The organism is Streptomyces atratus (genome assembly GCF_900119365.1).
Classification (GTDB): Bacteria; Actinomycetota; Actinomycetes; order Streptomycetales; family Streptomycetaceae; genus Streptomyces; species Streptomyces atratus_B.
Map to the genome: position 1 here is coordinate 19,160 of NZ_FPJO01000008.1, position 17,323 is coordinate 36,482.

A 17,323-nucleotide genomic window follows, 5' to 3' on the forward strand; every position below is an offset into this window, starting at 1 on the left:
GACTACCTCACTGCCTCGCCGAAGAAATCAGGGATGTCGTGTCCATCGCCCCCGGCGACGGCGCGGTCGTGGACCCATTTGCCGACGGCCAGGTCCAGCACGCCCAGACCGAACGGGGCGAAGATGACGGGTCTGGCGGGGTCGATGGAGACCTCGCCGTTGAGGACGCCGGCGATGGTGCCGTCGATGAAGTCCCGGTTGCCGATGCGTTGTTCGGCCAGGTGCAGCGAGGTGTTCTCGCGGACGGCGTGGTCTACGTCGTCGGTGATGTTCTGGGCGGCCAGCACCATGTCGGGTTGGAGGTCGCGCAGCGAGAGGTGGAGCACCACAGGCGCGTGCGCCAGCAGGGCGGGGTCGTGGATGTGCGGCTCGCCGGCGACCGTGGTGAGCACGACGAGGTCGCAGTCGGTGAACGCGTCCCGCACGTCGTCGACGACGGCCACGTCCTCGGCTCCCTGCTCGGCGAGCGTCCGCCCGAAGCGCTCGGCGTGCGCGCGGTCCTGGTCGTACAGGCGGAAGCCGCCGACCTTCCAGTCCAGGTCACGCAGGAACTTCCAGACGTGCCCGGCGATGAGGCCGGTGCCGACCACGCCGATCCGCGCGGCGCTGCGGCCGCCACTCAGGGCTTCGGCGCCGAGGACGGCGGACGCCGCGGTGCGGGTCGCGGAGACGATCGACGACTCCATGCACACGAACGGGTAGCCGGTCTCCGTGTCGTTGAGGACGAGCGTGGCCGAGGCCCGCGGGATACCCCGGGTGACCGGGTTGTCCGGGAAGCTCGCGATCCACTTGATGCCCGCGACCTCGAACTCGCCGCCCAGGTAGGCGGGCAGGGAGATGATCCGCGACTTCGGGCGGTGCGGGAAGCGCAGAAACGCGCTGTGTGGATTGGAGCTGTCCCCGCTCGCGTGGGTGAGGTAGCCGCGGCGTACGACGTCCACGCACTCGGGGCGGTTGCCCTCGATGTGTTTAAGCACGTCGGCGCCGGTGAGCGTGCGCAAGGACGGCAAAGACAGGTCAGGGGACGAGCCCGGCATGACTTTCCTTTCGGCCCACGGGCTTCGGCAGCACGATCGGCCGCGATCCGGCCGACTCGTCGTCGAGGTGCTCCCGCACCCAGGTGGGGTTGTAGATCGTGTGTGCGTAGCTCGCGCCTCGGTCGGCGCAGAGGAAGACGACCGTCGGCCGACTGCCCGGCGGCGGGAATCGTTCGAAGTAGCTGCGGATCGCCGCGTAGACACTGCCGGTCGAGCCGCCCGCGTACAGACCGTGGCGCTGGAACAGCTCGTGACAGCTGGCCACGGCCTGCCGCTCCGGGACGATGACCACGTCGTCGATCTCGGCGCGGCGGCACAGGTCGGGCACAACGCTGGAGCCGAGCCCCGGGATGCGACGCGTACTGGGCGGCCGCCCGAAGATGGCCGAACCCGCCGCGTCGACGGCCACCACCGTGATGTTCGGGAAGGACTCCTTGAGCCGACGGGACACCCCGGCGACCGTGCCGCCGGTGCTGACGCCCACGAAGACGTAGTCGATGTTCCGGAAGGTACCGCAGAGTTCACCCCCGGTCATCCGGTAGTGGGCCTCCAGGGCGTCCGGGTTGGTGTACTGGTTCGGCCAGTACACCGGGGCGAGCTCGGCGCGCAGCGACTCCACCCGCTCCAGCCGGGTTCGCAGGAAGCCACCGGACCCGTCGGGCTCCTCGACCTTCACCACCCGCTCGCAGATGGTCCGCAGGTACGCCTCGGTGGGCGCGTTGCAGTTGGGGTCGATGACCGGGACGAAGCGGATACCGAGGGCCTGGCAGAACGAGGCCATCGAGATCGCGAAGTTCCCCGACGAGGACTCGACGACCGTGGTGTGCTCGGTGACGTCACCGCGCTCGATCGCCCGCTTCAGGATCCAGTACGCGGATCGGTCCTTGGTACTGCCGTTGGGGTTGGCGAACTCCAGCTTGGCGTACAGATCGACGGTGTCGTCGGCGAGTCTGACGACCGGTGTCTGACCGAACGAGGCGCTGAGCATTTCAAGCCTGGCGAGCAGGGCAGTCACTCGTCGAACTCCCAGCGGTCGACCGGGGCGTAACGCGGGATCGGGAACTGCGAGGTCAGCTTCCGTACTTCGGTGCGCACGGACTGGCGGGTGAACTCCTCCAGCTCGTAGTCTCGGTCGCCGAGTGGACGGACGGCTCGCAGGACGGAGTCGATGAGGCGCGCGCACTGCCGCATCTCGATGGGCCCGAAGCCGCGCTGGGCGATGGAGTTCGTCCCGATGCGCACACCGCTGGTGACTGCGGACGGCCGCGGGTCACCGGGGATGTGGTTCTTGTTGACGACGATCCCGGCGTCTTCCAGCACCCGCTCCACGACCAGGCCGCTCAACGGGGAGCCGATGAAGTCGAGCAGGACGATGTGGTTGTCGGTGCCCCCCGTGATCACCTTGTAGCCCAGCTCGGTCAGGGTCTCGGCCAGCAGCGCCGCGTTGTCGACGATGCGCTGGGCGGTCGCCCGGTACTCCTCGCCCTGGACGAGCGAGAGCATGCGTGCCTTGGCGGCGATCGCCGGGAGGATGGGCGCGCCCTGGAAGTACGGGAACACCGCCCGCGAGAGGCGCCGCGACAGCGGCTGCCCGCGCTTTCCGACAGGGCTGTCCGCATCCCGGCCGGACATGATCAGCGCACCGCGCGGACCGCCGAGTTGCTTGTGCGTGCAGGTCGTGGTGATGTGCGCGTGGTCGATCGGGCTGGGGTGCAGACCGGTGGCCACGAGCCCCGCGATATGAGAGATGTCTGCCAGAAGAAGCGCGTCGGCCTCGTCTGCGATCTCGCGGAACCGCGCGAAGTCAACAGTCCTCGGATGAGCGGTGGCACCGCAAATAATGAGTTTGGGGCGGTGCTCCAGAGCTAACTCACGAACTTGAGCGTAGTCAATACGCCCATTCTCGTCGAGTCCGTAATTCACGGCCTTGAAGTAGGTGCCGGAGTACGCCACGGGATACCCGTGAGTGAGGTGTCCGCCCTGATCCAGCTTCATTCCCAGGATGACATCACCGGGATCGAGTAGCGCGGAAAGTACGGCGTAATTCGCAGTGGTCGCTGAGTGGGCCTGCACAGAAGCAAACCGAGCCCCGAACACGGCCATAGCCCGCTCGATGGCATGCTGCTCAATCGGGTCGATCTCCCGGCAGCCCGCGTGGTACCGCGCACCGGGAAGGCCCTCCGCCGTCACGTTCATAGCGGCGGACGACATGCACGCCAGGACCGACGGATCGACGATGCTCGACGACGCCACCATCATCAACGTGGTGTCCTGCCGCTGGTGTTCGGCCGTCAGCGCGCGGTGCAGCAGGGGGTCCTCCAGAGCGAGCAGGTCCGCTCCGCCCCGCAGGAACGGCCCCAGCGGCGAACGCGGCTGCCCGCCGTGTTCCGCCTGGAGTCCTTGGAAAACCATGTGGCAGCGCTCCCCCGTGTGAAATCGCTACGCCTATCCCTGCCGAGGATCGCGGCGCGTGACGGTGCAAGGTCCGGAGGATGCAACGAGGGTACAACAAAGCGGAATGTCCGCGCCGTGAGTCAGGCTGCACGACAAGACTTCCGTGGAAAACAATCCCCCGTTTGCCTGAAATCGGCAATATCCCCGTCGGGGGGTTAGTCTAAGACCCCTCCGACACCAGGACCATGTCACAGGTCAACGCACCACGTCTACCCCCAACTTGGGTGCGGCATGGGCGTGCCTTTAACTGACCCTTACCTGGGGTGCAGACTTTGCGACTCGGGTGAATGACAGCTCGTGAAGCTTACTTATGCGGAGAGTAATGATCTGCGTTTGTCGTATGCCGTGAGCAAGGCGATCGAAGCCGCGGGAGACGCGGGCGGACCCGCGTGGCTGGTGTACCCCTTCCCCGTCTACGCCCGGCTGCGGCAGGAGGCACCGGTCCACTGAGTCCGGATTCCCGACGGCCAGGAGCTGTGGCTCGTCGTCGGGTACGAGGAGGCCCGCGCCGCACTCGTCGACCCGCGCCTCTCCAAGAACCCGGCCCGCATCGGAGCCAGCTCCCTCGACCAGGAACTCCGGACGAGCTCCGCTCCATGGCGTACCTGCTGCTGTCCGCCGGGCACGGAACCACGGTCAACCTCATCGCCGACGGCGTGCACACGCTGCTTCGCCATCCCGGCGAACTACGCGCTTTGCGCACTGACTTCACGCTGCTGGACGCGGCCGTGGAGGAGATGCTGCGCTATGAGGGGCCCATCGAGGCATCCACGTTCAGGTTCGCCGTGGAGCCGGTGGAGATCGGCGACACCGTCATTCTGGCCGGAGACTCAGTACTGGTTGCCCGCGTTCGGGGACGGCATCCACTACTGCCTCGGTGCCCCACTCGCCCGCATGGAGGGCCGGATCGCCCTGCGCAGCCTGCTGGAGCGGTGCCCGGGCCTCGCGCTCGACGCCCGGCGAGACGAGCTGGAGTGGCTGCCCGGTGCGCTGTTGCGGGGCGTGCGGCGATTGCCCGTGGTTGGCGAGCTGGTACCGGCCGGGGCCCCTCCAAGGCGTCGTACCGAACAGAACCGGCCCTCAGGGCACCGTCCACCGCATGACGATCTCACCCTCGCTGACCTCACCGGTATCCTCGAAGCCAGCCGCACGGTAGAAGGAGCGAGCCCGGACGTTCTCCGGCCGGAAGCTCAACTGGACTACGTCCGTATGGTGTTCACGCGAGACCCAGTCGAGCGCCGCGCGCAGGGCGCGACGGCCGATGCCCTGGCCCTGGAAGCGGTGGTCGACCATGAACCGCACGATGCAGTGCCCTTGGTCCGGGCGACCCACTTCCACAGGGTGGAAGAGCACGAAGCCAACGAGCTCGGAACCATGATGGATGACCCTGGTCTGCGCCTCGGGATGGACGTATGCCTCCGCCAGAGACCTGACGTTCGGCGCCACGAAACCCTCCTGGTCCGGGTGAACCCGCAGCGCGAGGCACGCGTCGAGATTCTGTGCGGTGACAGGGCGCAACTCCACTACGTCGGACAACGGGACACCTGACCTTCCGAAGAGCGCACAGCGGCAGGGCCCCGGCCGGCGCCCTGCCATCCTGACACCTATGGCAGGGCTGATGCACCCGCGCGTTCACGAGCAGTGGGGGGCAACGGTGTCGCCGGGCGTGGGCTGACACGCCGTCTCCAGCGGCAGCCACTGAAGCAGGCGGCGTGGGACGGCGATTCTGGTGATTTTACCGTGCCGGTGAACACGTGCTGTTCCTGGGTCACGAGCACGACCTCGCGCCGCAGCTGCCCACCACCGGTGTGGCGGCATCGGCACCGCCGATGCGCACGGTCCCCCGCGTGGGGTGATGTACTCCCGCCAGCAGCTTGCCGAGGGTGGACTTGCCCGCGCCGGAGGCGCCGACCACGACCAGCCGTTCACCGGCGGCATGAGACAGCGTCGAGTTCGGCGGCCCCGAGCCGGGTGAGCTGACGCTGGTAGTCCCACACTCCGGCGCTGGCGACGAGGGTATCCAGCCGGCCGAAGCGTGCGACCCTCTCGGCGACGGCCGCGTGCTGCGCCGCGGAGTCGCGCACGTCGGCCGTGACCGTGTGCACGCGGGCCGGGTCGGCGGCTGCGCGGACGACGTCGTCGAGCTGTCCCTTGTCACGGTCGAGAATCGTGAGGGAGGCCCCTCCGCCAGGAACCGCTCGGCGACCGCGCGGCCGATGCCGGAGCCGCCTCCAGTGATGAGCGCGGTGTACCCGTCGAGCCAGCCCCCACTCACGACAGCGCCCCGAGGAAGCCGGTGACGAGGTTCTCGAACTCGCGCTGCCGCTCCAGCCGGCCCCAGCGGCCGCACTGCCGAAGACAGGGAGCTGCACGTCGCGGATCTGCTTCAGAATGAGCCGGCCCCATCGAGCGCCCTGGGGCGGCCGCGGATCGCAACCCGCCCCCCTGGCTGACGGCCTGACGGCGACCACTGAGTGGCGGTCGCATACCGGCAGCCGAGGATCGCAACGGCGCTCTTCTCGCCACGACATGGGCCTGGGAGCGGTCGCCTTTCGGGGCGACCAAGGATCGCAACTTCGCCGCCGTGCGCGCGGTCCTGCCGTCACTGTCCCGTGGCAGTCACTTCCAGGGCGGCCGAAAATAGCAGCCGGTATGTCGAGGCGAATACCCCTCCTGAGACTTCTCTGGGACATGCAGCTGCATCAATGAGCACGAACATGAAACATCTCAGCCTGCCGCGGCGAGGACGAGCGGAAGAACCTGTTCACTGCCTGCCTGGCGGAGCTGGCGGGCAGCGACTGCGAGGGTCCAGCCGGAGTCGGTGTAATCGTCCACGAGCAGGACAGGGCCTGGAGAGCTGGCCAGGGCACCAGCCAGCTCCTCAGAAACGGTGAAGGCGCCGGACAACGCCCTGAGACGTTGGGCGGAGTCGCTGCGGCGTGCCGCGCGCCTGGATACCGGCCCGCGCCGCCGACTCGACCTGGTTACGCATCAAATGCCAGCAGCGGCGAGATGATCACCGTGGGACCCGAGCCACGACGGCGCAGCAGAGCGGTGACGATGAAGTACACCGCCGACTTACCCCAGCCGGTGCGCTGCACCACCAGCGCCCGCCGGCGCTCCTCCACCAGGGCTGCCACCGCCTGCCACTGATCCTCCCGCAGCCGCGCCGACCCCCCCCCCGGGGCACCGACGAGCTCAGCGAGGATGGCATCGGCTTCAGCACGGAGCCCCAGGTATTCCCGATCGGCGCGTCTACGCAGGTCAGGGCTCCAGTGCCACCTGGAACTTGAATGCCCTCCCAGGTCTGTAGCCCCGAGGGGCTGTCCAATCCGGAGATCACCCGCAGACTGCACATCTCGCAGGCCACCGTGAAAAGCCACATCAACAACCTCTTCGCCAAGGCCGGAGTGCGTGACCGGGCACAGGCCGTTCGCTATGCGTACGTTCGGGGCCTCGCACAGCCGCCCGGACAGGCCGTCACCTGAAGAGGTGAAGACCGGCGAATGAACTGCCCGGGATCTTCCCGATCTGCCCATTCTTGGGTACACGGCCGAAGTGGTCCGTGGACAAGGGGAGTTGTTCCGTGGAGAAGGAAGCAGGGCGTGAGGCCGCAGTGATGCGACTCGACGACCCGTGGTACGACGCGCTGGCCTCCGGATGGGGCGAGCTGGACGGTACGGGGAGCTTCGCTCCCACCGGACCACCCGGGCCCGCGGACCCGCGGCGCGGCCACAGTGCGGCCGACATCTATCTGGAGGTGCAGCGCAGCGAGGCATTCCAGGAAGTGCGCCGCCGGTACCGGCGGTTCGTCGTCCCCGCCACCTTCGCGTTCCTCGCCTGGTACCTCGTCTACGTCGTCGCCGCGGTCACCGCGCCCGGACTGATGGCCCGTCCGGTGGCGGGGGCGGTCAATGTCGCGATGGTCGCGGGGCTCGGGCAGTTCCTCACGACCTTCCTTCTCACCGGGGCGTACGCGCGCCACGCACGGCTGCGCAGGGACCGAGCCGCACTCGATCTGCGGTGGGAGACACAGGAGATGACGCGGGGGGCAGGGCGTTGAACGGGAACCATGAGACGCTGGCGCTCCTGCTGTTCAGCGCCTTCATCGCAGTCACGCTCGCCATCACCACCTGGGTGGGCCGCAACCGCCATGGTTCGGCGGAGGAGTTCTACGCGGGCGGCCGTCTGTTCTCCCCCATGGAGAACGGTTTCGCCATCGCGGGCGACTACATGTCCGCCGCATCGTTCCTCGGCATCTCCGGTCTGATCGCACTCTTCGGCTACGACGGCATGCTCTATTCGGTCGGCTTCCTCGTCGCCTGGCTCGTCGTTCTGCTGCTCGTCGCCGAACTGGTGCGCAACTGCGGTCGGTTCACGCTCGCCGATGTGGTGGCGGCGCGGATGGCCGAGCGTCCGGTCCGGATCGCGGCGGGCACTTCGTCCGTCACCGTCTCCGTGCTCTATCTGGTGGCACAGATGGTGGGTGCGGGCAGCCTGGTCGCTCTGCTTCTCGGCGGTACCAGCGGCGCAGCCCGCTCCTGGACCGTCATCGGTGTCGGGGCGCTCATGGTGATCTATGTGTCGCTCGGCGGGATGCGTGCCACCACCTGGATCCAGATCGTCAAGGCCGTTCTTCTGATGGCGGGAGCGGTCGTGCTCACCGTTCTCGTCCTGGTCCGCTTCCACGGCGACTTCAACGCCCTGCTCGACTCGGCAGCCGAACGGAGCGGCCACGGAAGCCGGTTCCTCGCGCCGGGTCTCCGGTACGGCGGTACGTGGACCGCGCGCATCGACTTCATCAGCCTGGGGCTGGCCCTGGTGCTCGGTACGGCCGGGCTGCCGCACATCCTGTCGCGGTTCTACACCGTGCCCACCGCCCGCGCGGCCCGCCGTTCGGTCGTCTGGTCGATCGGGCTCATCGGCAGCTTCTACCTGATGACGATCGCGCTCGGATTCGGGGCAGCGGCTCTGGTCGGCTCGGCCGAGGTACGGGCGTCGAACGCCGCGGGGAACACAGCGGTTCCGCTGCTGGCCCTGGTGCTCGGCGGCGGCGAGGGGTCCACCGGCGGCACGATCCTGTTCGCCGTGGTCGCCGCAGTCGCCTTTGCCACCATCCTCGCCGTCGTCGCGGGCATCACGCTCGCCTCGTCCGCCTCCGTGGCCCACGACCTCTACGCCTCGCTCAGGCGCCCCGGCGCCAAGCAGTACAGCGAGGTCGCCGTGGCCAGGGTGGCCGCGGCGGTGATCGGGGTGGCCGCCATCGGGCTCGGTCTGGTCGCCCAGGACCTGAACGTGGCATTCCTGGTGGGACTCGCCTTCGCCGTTGCCGCCTCGGCCAACCTCCCGGTGCTCCTGTACTCCCTGTTCTGGCGGAACTTCACCACCCGGGGAGCGGTCTGGTCCGTCTACGGCGGGCTGATTCCCGCCGTGCTGCTGGTGCTGCTCTCGCCGGTCGTCTCCGGCAGCCCCGACTCGTTCTTCCCGGGCGTCGACTTCCAGCTCTTCCCGCTGGAGAACCCCGGACTGGTCTCCATCCCCCTGGGCTTCCTGGCCGGCTGGGCCGGAGCGGTCACCTCCACCGATCCGCCGGACGAGGCCAAGCATGCGGAGACCGAGGTCCGCGCGCTGACCGGGGCGGGTGCGGTGTAGTCCGGCGCCACCGCACCGTACGGACGGGGCAGTTCAGGCCTGCCCGCCGGTGGACCAGGTGTAGCGGTGTTCCGGGCGGCCCGTATCGCCGTACCGCAGCGTCAGCCGCACTCTGCCGGTCCTTTCCAGCAGCTTCAGATAGCGCTGGGCGGTCTGCCTGCTCATGCCGGCGCTCTCCGCGATCTCCTGCGCGGAGAGCGGCCCGTCCGCGCTCCGGAGCGCCTGCCTGACCAGTTCCGCCGTGGTCGGTGAGTGCCCCTTGGGCAGATCTGGCTCGCCCGCCGCCCACAGAGCGCCGAAGAGCCGGTCCACCTCGCCCTGTTCGGCCTCGCCGCCGCGTTCCAGGGTATGGCGCAGTGCCGCGTACGCCTCGAGCTTGGTGCGCAGTCCCGCGTACGCGAACGGCTTCACCAGGTACTGCAGGGCGCCGTGGCGCATGGCCTCCTGCACGGTGGCGACATCGCGCGCCGCCGTCACCATGATCACGTCGGTGTGGTGGCCGAGCCTGCGCAGCTCCCGCACCATGGTCAGGCCGTTGCGGTCGGGCATGTAGTGGTCGAGCAGTACCAGGTCCACGCGCCGGCTCTCGATCGTGGCGAGTGCCTCGGCGGCGGAGTGCGCCTGGGCGGTCACCCGGAATCCCGGCACCCTGGAGACATAGGCCGCGTTGACCTTCGCGACCCGGATGTCGTCGTCCACGACCAGGACCTCGATCACTGAGCTTCTCCCACGGTGCCGCTGTTCGATTCGGTCATTTCCGGTCCAGTCGTTTCGGATCCGGTCACTTCGGGGCCCGTGGCTTCCGGCTCCGTCAGTTCCGGCTCCGTCAGTTCCGGGTCGGCAAGGGCCTCCGGCAGTACGACGGTGAACTCGGCGCCGCCGTCCGCGGCCCCGTCGACGGTGACGCTGCCACCCTGCCGTTCCGCCAGCCGCCGCACCAGCGCGAGGCCCAGACCGCGCTTGCCGTGCGCCGGGATCTCCTTCGTCGACCAGCCCTCCGTGAAGATCGACTCGCGTTGCGCGGGCGAAACTCCGGGGCCGTTGTCGCGGACCCGCAGCACCACCGTACGGCCCTCGGCGCGCAGGCCCACTTCGACCAGGGCGCCGTCCGCCCCGGCGGTCGCGTCCAGCGCGTTGTCCACGAGGTTGCCGACGACCGTGACCAGGCCGCGCGGGTCCACCAGCCGGTCCGGGAGCAGCGTCCCCGGGGCCATGCGCAGCGCGACAGCGCGCTCCGCCGCCACTATCGCCTTGCCGACCAGGAGCGCGGCCAGCAGCGGGTCGTGCACCTTCTCGGTGACCTGCTCGGCGGTCGCCCGCTGAACGCCCACGATCTCGGTGACGTACTCCATGGCGTCCTCGTGCATGTCCAGTTCCAGCAGCCCCAGGAGGGTGTGCATCCGGTTGGCGTGCTCGTGGTCCTGGGCCCGCAGCGCGTCGATCAGGCCGCGCGTGGAGTCGAGCTCGCGGCCGAGGTGTTCGAGTTCGGTGCGGTCGCGGAGGGTGGCGACGGCGCCGCCGTCGTCGGTCGGCATCCGGTTGGCGAGCAGGACGCGGGTGCCCTGCACCGTCAGCAGATCGTCGCCGAGCACCCGGCCGGCCAGCACATCGGCGGTCCGTCCCGCGCCGAGCACGGTGTCCAGCGGGCGGCCCGCGGCGTCCGGACCGAGACCGAGCAGCCGCTGCGCCTCGTCGTTCAGCAGCCGTATCCTGCCCGTCCGGTCGAGCGCGACGACCCCCTCCCTGATGCCGTGGAGCATCGCCTCGCGCTCCGTCAGCAGCGCGGAGATGTCGGAGAACGCGAGATCGTGGGTCTGCCGCTGGAGGCGCCGGGAGATCAGATAAGCGGCCAGCGCCCCGACGGCGAGCGCCCCGCCCGCGTAGGCGAACAGCCCGGGGATCGCGGCGAGGAGCCGGGCGCGGACACTGTCGTACGCGATTCCGACGGAGACGGCGCCCACGATGTGCTGCGCCTCGTCGCGCAGCGGCACCTTCCCGCGGGCCGAGCGGCCGAGCGTCCCGCTGTCGATCTCCATGACGTTCCGGCCCGCGAGCGCGTCGCTCGGGTCGGTGGAGACGACCTTGCCGATCTCGGCGGCGTCGGTGTGCGACCAGCGCACCCCGCGCCGGTCCATGACGACGACGTACTCGGCGCCGGTGGCACGCCTGATCCGCTCGGCCGCGGACTGCACGGGTCCGGTGGGGGACGGGTCCGTGGCGAGCAGTTCCTCGGCGAGCTGCGGCTGGGCCGCCGTGCTCTGCGCGATGGCCAGGGCGCGGCGCATCGCCTGGTCGTCGAGCTGGGCGCTGAGGGGTGCCAGGAAGAGGCCGGTGGCGAGCACGGTGACGCCGGTCGCGATGGCCAGCTGCATCAGCAGGACCTGGGAGAAGACCCGCTGGGGCCAGCCGAGTCGGCGTGCTCTCCTGGCGGTGGGCGGTGGGGCGCTCATCGTATGAACGGTAAGGGGCATTCCGGTGCTTTCCGAAATTCCCCTCGCTCGGCCGGGTGCTTGAGCGCGCCCGGTCGGGCCTGCTCAAGCACCGGCTGTCCGTCGCGGCGGTTCACCCCGTGGCGGTGGGCAACGGCTGAGGCGGACGAGGGCCGTCGTACTGGCCGCTGGGGCGCATCCGCAACGGCCGCTCCCCGTACTCCTCCAGGGCATGGGCGATCCAGCCCGCTGTGCGGGACACCGCGAATACCGTCTCACCGGCCTCCGCGGACATGCCGCAGGAGACCGAGAGCACAGCGAGCGCCAGGGGCGGATGCGGCGACCCGGGCGGCCAGTGTCGACGCAGCGAGGTCGTGGTCGATCAGCAGGGCGAGGGCGGCGTCCAGCGCGGCGACCGACGGCTCGTCGGCCGGGCGGGCGGTGAGCTTCGGCCACAGCTGCCGGGCCAGCCGGGCGCCGCTCGTGTCGGGCGCCTCCTCGGTCCCGTCGGCCGCCGACGGTGCGCCCGCCGCCACGGGCAGCGCACCGACCAGGGTCGGAACGAGGCTCCGCGCGGCGGCGAGCACCGCCTCGCGCGAGAGGTCGAAGCGGAGCGGGTCGCCCGTCGCCGCGGCGACCACCGCCACGCGCAGCCGGTCCGTCGAGCCGCTGTGCGCGGGCAGCGCGTCGACCGCCCGGCGCGCCGCGGCCAGCGCCTCGACCGGGGCGCCCACGGAGGAAGAGATGCCGACCATGACCAGCGGAACCCCACTCGACGTACCCCGAGGCCTCGCGGGCGTCGTCGTCACCGATACCGCCCTCGGCGACGTCCGAGGGCGGGAGGGCTTCTACCACTACCGGCAGTACTCGGCGATCGAGCTGGCGCAGACCCGCAGCTTCGAGGACGTCTGGTACCTGATGCCCGAGGCGCGCTGCCCGATGCCGCGGCCCGCGCCGAATTCGCCGCCCGTACCGCCGCTCTGCGCCGGCTGCCCGCCGAGGTGCGCGAGGCACTGCCCGCCATAGCGCGGGCGGGGTCCGTCTCCGGACCCCTGGCCGGTCTGCGTACCGCCCTCTCGCTCCTCGGCGCCTCGGCCGGTTTCCGGCCGGTGTACGACATCGACGCCGACCGGCGCCGCGCCGACGCACTGGCCGCCTGCGCCGCCGTCCCCACGGTGCTCACCGCCCTGCACAGGCTCGGCCGGGGCCTCGAACCGGTCGAACCGCGCGACGATCTGCCCCACGCGGCCAACTACCTCTACATGCTCACCGGCTCCGTACCGGACGCCGCGCGCGTCAGGGCCGTGGAGCAGTACCTGATCTCCACCGTCGATCACGGTTTCAACGCCTCGACGTTCACCGGCCGCGTCGTCGCCTCCACCGGCGCCGACGTGGCGGCCTGCCTGGTGGCGGCCGTCGGCGCGCTCTCCGGACCGCTGCACGGCGGAGCGCCCAGCCGGGCACTCGACACCCTGGACGCCATCGGCACCCCCGAGCGCATCGACGGCTGGATCCGCGAACGAGTGCTCGCGGGCGAGCGGATCATGGGCTTCGGGCACCCCGTCTACCGCACCGAGGACCCCCGCTCACGAATGCTGCGGGACATCGCCCAGGGCTTCGGCGGCCCACTCGTCGACTTCGCCGTCGAAGTCGAGCGCCAGGTCGAGGCGATCCTCGCCGAGCTCAAGCCGGGCCGGGAACTGCACACCAACGTGGAGTTCTACGCCGGAGTCGTCATGGAGCTGTGCGGGCTGCCGCGCGAGATGTTCACGCCGACGTTCTGCGCGGCGAGGGCGGTCGGCTGGAGCGCCAATATCCTGGAGCAGGCGGAGGACTCGAAGATCATCCGCCCGGCGGCCCGTTACGTCGGTACGCCCCCGCCGCAGCCGGTCCCCATGCCCTGAGGTCCCCCGAGAGAGGTCTCCGTTGAACCCGTCGTCCCCGCCCCGCAAGCAGCAGATCCCGGTCATCGTTCTTGCGGGGTTCCTGGGATCGGGCAAGACGACACTGCTCAACCACCTCCTGCGCAATCGCGCCGGAAACCGGATCGGTGTGATCGTCAACGACTTCGGCGCCATCGAGATCGACGCCATGACGGTCTCGGGACAGGTCGGCTCCACGGTCTCGCTGGGCAACGGCTGCCTGTGCTGCGCGGTCGACGCGAGCGAACTCGACACCTTCCTGGAGACGCTCACCGGGCCCGCCGCCCGTCTCGACGTGATCGTCATCGAGGCCAGCGGACTGGCCGAACCGCAGGAACTCGTCCGCATGCTCCTGGCCAGCGACAACCCGCACATCGTGTACGGGGGACTGGTCGAGGTCGTCGACGCCGCCGAGTTCGACGCCACCCGGGAGCGCCATCCGGAGATCGACCGCCATCTCGCCGTCGCCGACCTCGTCGTGCTGAACAAGACCGACCGGGTCGGGAGCGAGGAACGGGCCCGCATCCTGGACGCCGTCGCCGCGGCGGGGGCGCTCGGCGGCGGCGCGCCGGCCGTCATCGGTGCCACGTACGGACGCGTCGACCCCGAGCTGCTCTTCGACCCGGCACTGCGGCCGGACAGCGAGGAGAAGGCCCGTCAGCTCACCTTCGAGGACCTGCTCCTGGCGGAGCGGGACGAGGAAGAGGGCGACGCCGGGCACGCCCACCACCTCCACGCCGCGTACGACAGCGTGTCCTTCACCGCGGACGTGCCCATGAACCCCCGCCGTCTGATGGAGTTCCTCGACTCCCGGCCGCAGGGCCTCTACCGGATCAAGGGGTTCGTCGACTTCGGCATGGGCGACCGGGCCAACAAGTACGTCCTGCACGCGGTCGGCAGGTTCCTGCGGTTCGATCCGCAGCCCTGGAAGCGCGACGAACCGCGCCGGACCCAGCTGGTGCTGATCGGCTCGGGCATCGCCCCTCAGGCCCTGCACAAGGAGCTGGCCGACTGCCGCGAGAACACCGCGCCGGGCCCGGACACGACACAGGACGCCGCACATGAGCGAAGCATGTGGGGCGTCCTGCGGTACGTACAACGGCCCGGCGACGACGCGTAGGCCCTTTCGCCACGCGCCGCCCGGCCGAACCGCTACACCGGCCCGGCGACCACCGCGACCGGCTTGGCCAGCGGCGTCCCCGAACCGTCGCGCCGCGGGTCCGGCTCGGGCAGCTCGCTCGGTGTGCCGTTCTGCTGCGCGGCGCGGGCGGGCGTCGCACCAGCCCAGCCGAACACCAGGACGTCCTCGCCCTTGAGGAACCGCTGGCAGCGCACCCCACCGGTCGCCCGGCCCTTGCGCGGGTACTGGTCGAACGGGGTGAGCTTGCACGTCAGCACCGAGTCGTCGAGCGTGCCGTGCGAGCCCGCGACCGTGAACACCACCGCGTCCACCGCCGGGTCCACCGCGGTGAACGAGATCACCTCGGCGTCCGCCACGAGCTTGATCCCCGCCATGCCACCGGCGGGCCGGCCCTGCGGCCGCACCTGGGCCGCCGGGTAGCGCAGCAGTTGGGCGTCGGAGGTGATGAAGACCAGATCCTCCTCGCCGGTCCGCAGCTCGGCGGCGCCGACGATCCGGTCACCGTCCTTGAGGGTGATGACCTCCAGCTCGTCCTTGTTGGCCGGGTAGTCCGGCACCACGCGCTTGACGACGCCCTGAAGGGTGCCGATCGCCAGGCCGGGGGAGGCCTCGTCGAGCGTGGTGAGGCAGACGACGGACTCGTCGCTCTCCAGCGTGAGGAACTCGGCGACCATCGCCCCGCCCGAAAGATTGGGCGCGGCGTGGGTGTCCGGCAGCTGGGGCAGATCGATCACCGTGAGCCGCAGCAGCCTCCCCGCCGACGTCACCACGCCCACGTCGCCGCGGGCCGTGGCCGGCACGGCCGACACGATCACATCGTGCTTGGAGCGCTTGGCGTCCTCGGCGAGAACGATCGGCTCGTCGTTGGCGGTACGGGCCAGCAGACCGGTCGAGGACAGCAGCACCCGGCACGGGTCGTCCGCGACCTCCAGCGGCACCGAGGCCACCTGCGAACCGGCCGACTCCAGCAGCACTGTACGCCGGTCGGTGCCGAACTTCTTGGCGACTGCCGCCAGTTCGGCGGAGACCAGCTTGCGCAGCTCGGTGTCCGATTCGAGGATCCTGGTCAGCTCGTCGATCTCGCCGTTGAGCCGGTCCCGCTCGCTCTCCAGCTCGATCCGGTCGAACCGGGTCAGCCGGCGCAGCGGGGTGTCCAGGATGTACTGCGTCTGGATCTCGCTCAGCGAGAAGTGCTCGACGAGCCGCTCCTTCGCCTGCGCCGAATTGTCACTGGACCGGATGATCCGGATGACCTCGTCGATGTCGATCAGCGCGACGAGCAGGCCCTCGACCAGGTGCAGCCGGTCGCGCCGCTTGCCCCGGCGGAACTCGCTGCGCCGGCGCACCACGTCGAAGCGGTGGTCGAGATAGACCTCCAGGAGTTCCTTGAGCCCCAGAGTGAGCGGCTGCCCGTCGACCAGCGCCACATTGTTGATGCCGAAGGACTCCTCCATCGGCGTCAGCTTGTAGAGCTGCTCCAGCACGGCTTCCGGCACGAAGCCGTTCTTCACCTCGATGACCAGGCGCAGGCCGTGCTCGCGGTCGGTCAGGTCCTTCACGTCCGCGATGCCCTGGAGCTTCTTCGCCGAGACCAGGTCCTTGATCTTGGCGATCACCTTCTCCGGGCCTACGGCGAAGGGCAGTTCGGTGACGACCAGACCCTTGCGGCGGGCCGTCACGTTCTCCACCGAGACGGTCGCACGGATCTTGAACGTGCCGCGGCCGCGGGCGTACGCGTCCTTGATGCCGCCCAGGCCCACGATCCGGCCGCCGGTGGGCAGATCGGGACCCGGCACGAACCGCATCAGGGTCTCCAGGTCCGCGCCCGGATGCTTGATCAGATGGCGGGCGGCGGCGATGACCTCGCCCAGGTTGTGCGGCGGCATGTTGGTCGCCATGCCGACCGCGATCCCGGACGAGCCGTTGACCAGGAGATTCGGGTACGCGGCGGGGAGAACGGACGGCTCCATCTCCTGGCCGTCGTAATTCGACTGGAAAGTGACGGTGTCCTCGTCGATCGACTCCGTCATCAGTGACGTCGCGTCGGCCATCCGGCACTCGGTGTACCGCATGGCGGCCGGCGGGTCGTCGTTTCCGAGCGAGCCGAAGTTGCCGTGGCCGTCGACCAGGGGGAGCCGCATCGAGAACGGCTGCGCCAGACGGACCAGCGCGTCGTAGATCGATGTGTCCCCGTGCGGGTGCAACTTACCCATGACCTCGCCGACGACGCGGGCGCACTTCACGAAGCCGCGATCGGGGCGCAGGCCCATCTCGTTCATCTGGTACACGATGCGGCGGTGCACCGGCTTCATGCCGTCGCGGGCGTCGGGCAGGGCCCGCGAGTAGATCACCGAGTACGCGTACTCGAGGAAGGAGCCCTGCATTTCGTCGACGACGTCGATGTCGAGGATCTTCTCCTCGAAGTCGTCCGGCGGCGGGGTCTTCGTGCTGCGGCGGGCCATCGCTGCTGCGACTCCTTCACGGATTCTGTTCGGGCAACCTCAGGTTCTGACGCGGACCATTGTGGACCGCCGCGCTGACATCGCCGACCTCGACCCGTCCCAAGGGGTGTTCCCGGCCCCCGACGGGGCGCTTTTCCGACCCGCCGCGCGGGGGATGCGCCCCTCTTTCACGCGAACTTCCGCGGTACGGGAACTTCGCCAGGTGTCCGTGCGCTTGCTTAAGGTG

General features: G+C 69.8%; 12 protein-coding genes and 5 pseudogenes. 6 read left to right on the forward strand and 11 right to left on the reverse strand.

What is annotated here, in order from left to right:
* Window positions 1-2: 2 nt before the first annotated feature.
* The 3 genes from sbnB to glyA are packed head-to-tail and all read right to left on the reverse strand — an operon-like array spanning window position 3 to window position 3,449.
* The gene (gene sbnB, locus BT364_RS15990; protein WP_072485844.1) at window positions 3-1,037 is read right to left on the reverse strand and encodes a 2,3-diaminopropionate biosynthesis protein SbnB; all 1,035 of its coding nucleotides are present in this window, start codon (window positions 1,035-1,037) and stop codon (window positions 3-5) included.
* On the reverse strand, window positions 1,018-2,052 hold the full coding sequence (sbnA, locus tag BT364_RS15995; RefSeq protein WP_256259845.1) for a 2,3-diaminopropionate biosynthesis protein SbnA: 1,035 nt from the start codon (window positions 2,050-2,052) through the stop codon (window positions 1,018-1,020). The genes sbnB and sbnA overlap by 20 nt, the downstream gene beginning before the upstream one ends.
* Window positions 2,049-3,449: a serine hydroxymethyltransferase gene (gene glyA, locus BT364_RS16000; protein ID WP_072485846.1), complete on the reverse strand. Its 1,401-nt coding sequence runs from the start codon at window positions 3,447-3,449 to the stop codon at window positions 2,049-2,051. Before glyA ends, sbnA begins: the two co-directional genes overlap by 4 nt.
* Before the next feature lie 623 nt (window positions 3,450-4,072).
* On the opposite strand from glyA, the pseudogene BT364_RS39185 reads away from it, so the two are divergent.
* A pseudogene (locus BT364_RS39185) lies at window positions 4,073-4,511 on the forward strand (cytochrome P450); the annotation flags it as partial.
* Window positions 4,512-4,571: 60 nt separating this feature from the next.
* Here the strand turns inward: BT364_RS39185 and BT364_RS16005 are convergent.
* The 4 genes and pseudogenes from BT364_RS16005 to BT364_RS16020 all read right to left on the reverse strand — a co-directional run.
* Complete coding sequence (locus tag BT364_RS16005) at window positions 4,572-5,027, reverse strand: GNAT family N-acetyltransferase (RefSeq protein ID WP_256259920.1); 456 nt, start codon at window positions 5,025-5,027, stop codon at window positions 4,572-4,574.
* Between the two features lie 232 nt (window positions 5,028-5,259).
* Entirely contained in the window at window positions 5,260-5,406 is a 147-nt protein-coding gene (locus tag BT364_RS42995) for an ATP-binding cassette domain-containing protein (protein ID WP_256259847.1), read from the reverse strand.
* 10 nt (window positions 5,407-5,416) lie between these two features.
* Window positions 5,417-6,184 (reverse strand): SDR family oxidoreductase, encoded by a 768-nt coding sequence (locus BT364_RS16015; RefSeq protein WP_371268593.1) that lies wholly within the window; start codon window positions 6,182-6,184, stop codon window positions 5,417-5,419.
* A 251-nt stretch (window positions 6,185-6,435) separates the two neighbouring features.
* Window positions 6,436-6,727, reverse strand: a pseudogene (locus tag BT364_RS16020) (DEAD/DEAH box helicase); the annotation flags it as partial.
* Window positions 6,728-6,808: 81 nt separating this feature from the next.
* Here BT364_RS16020 and BT364_RS16025 point away from each other — a divergent pair.
* The 3 genes and pseudogenes from BT364_RS16025 to BT364_RS16035 form a co-directional block, all read left to right on the forward strand.
* Window positions 6,809-6,979, forward strand: a pseudogene (locus BT364_RS16025) (response regulator transcription factor); the annotation flags it as partial.
* 131 nt (window positions 6,980-7,110) lie between these two features.
* Window positions 7,111-7,554 carry a DUF485 domain-containing protein gene (locus tag BT364_RS16030; protein WP_072485848.1) on the forward strand — a complete coding sequence of 148 codons (444 nt, stop codon included), beginning with the start codon at window positions 7,111-7,113 and terminating at the stop codon, window positions 7,552-7,554.
* Window positions 7,551-9,143, forward strand: coding sequence for a solute symporter family protein (locus BT364_RS16035; protein WP_072485849.1), 1,593 nt, complete (start codon window positions 7,551-7,553; stop codon window positions 9,141-9,143). Before BT364_RS16030 ends, BT364_RS16035 begins: the two co-directional genes overlap by 4 nt.
* 33 nt (window positions 9,144-9,176) lie before the next feature.
* Here the strand turns inward: BT364_RS16035 and BT364_RS16040 are convergent, their stop codons facing one another.
* From BT364_RS16040 to BT364_RS16055, 3 genes and pseudogenes are all read right to left on the reverse strand, one after another.
* The gene (locus BT364_RS16040) at window positions 9,177-9,860 is read right to left on the reverse strand and encodes a response regulator (protein ID WP_072485850.1); all 684 of its coding nucleotides are present in this window, start codon (window positions 9,858-9,860) and stop codon (window positions 9,177-9,179) included.
* Entirely contained in the window at window positions 9,857-11,593 is a 1,737-nt protein-coding gene (locus BT364_RS16045; protein WP_079179491.1) for a sensor histidine kinase, read from the reverse strand. Before BT364_RS16045 ends, BT364_RS16040 begins: the two co-directional genes overlap by 4 nt.
* A gap of 112 nt (window positions 11,594-11,705) precedes the next feature.
* A pseudogene (locus BT364_RS16055) lies at window positions 11,706-12,300 on the reverse strand (citrate/2-methylcitrate synthase); the annotation flags it as partial.
* Window positions 12,301-12,316: 16 nt separating this feature from the next.
* Between BT364_RS16055 and BT364_RS16060 the strand changes: the two are divergent.
* Together BT364_RS16060 and BT364_RS16065 are read left to right on the forward strand one after the other, a co-directional pair.
* Window positions 12,317-13,476: pseudogene (locus BT364_RS16060) on the forward strand (citrate synthase/methylcitrate synthase).
* Between the two features lie 22 nt (window positions 13,477-13,498).
* Window positions 13,499-14,614 (forward strand): CobW family GTP-binding protein, encoded by a 1,116-nt coding sequence (locus BT364_RS16065; RefSeq protein ID WP_072485852.1) that lies wholly within the window; start codon window positions 13,499-13,501, stop codon window positions 14,612-14,614.
* A 32-nt stretch (window positions 14,615-14,646) separates the two neighbouring features.
* On the opposite strand, the gene BT364_RS16070 is transcribed toward BT364_RS16065, so the two are convergent.
* Window positions 14,647-17,097: a DNA gyrase/topoisomerase IV subunit A gene (locus tag BT364_RS16070; RefSeq protein WP_072485853.1), complete on the reverse strand. Its 2,451-nt coding sequence runs from the start codon at window positions 17,095-17,097 to the stop codon at window positions 14,647-14,649.
* Between the last annotated feature and the right edge of the window lie 226 nt (window positions 17,098-17,323).

Excerpts from the sequence above, each read along its gene's own strand:
- sbnB (WP_072485844.1), bottom strand. The coding sequence starts at position 1,037 with ATGCCGGGCTCGTCCCCTGACCTGTCTTTGCCGTCCTTGCGCACGCTC.
- glyA (WP_072485846.1), bottom strand. The coding sequence starts at position 3,449 with ATGGTTTTCCAAGGACTCCAGGCGGAACACGGCGGGCAGCCGCGTTCG.
- BT364_RS16015 (WP_371268593.1), bottom strand. The coding sequence starts at position 6,184 with ATGTCCCAGAGAAGTCTCAGGAGGGGTATTCGCCTCGACATACCGGCT.
- BT364_RS16030 (WP_072485848.1), top strand. The coding sequence starts at position 7,111 with ATGCGACTCGACGACCCGTGGTACGACGCGCTGGCCTCCGGATGGGGC.
- BT364_RS16045 (WP_079179491.1), bottom strand. The coding sequence starts at position 11,593 with ATGAGCGCCCCACCGCCCACCGCCAGGAGAGCACGCCGACTCGGCTGG.
- BT364_RS16070 (WP_072485853.1), bottom strand. The coding sequence starts at position 17,097 with ATGGCCCGCCGCAGCACGAAGACCCCGCCGCCGGACGACTTCGAGGAG.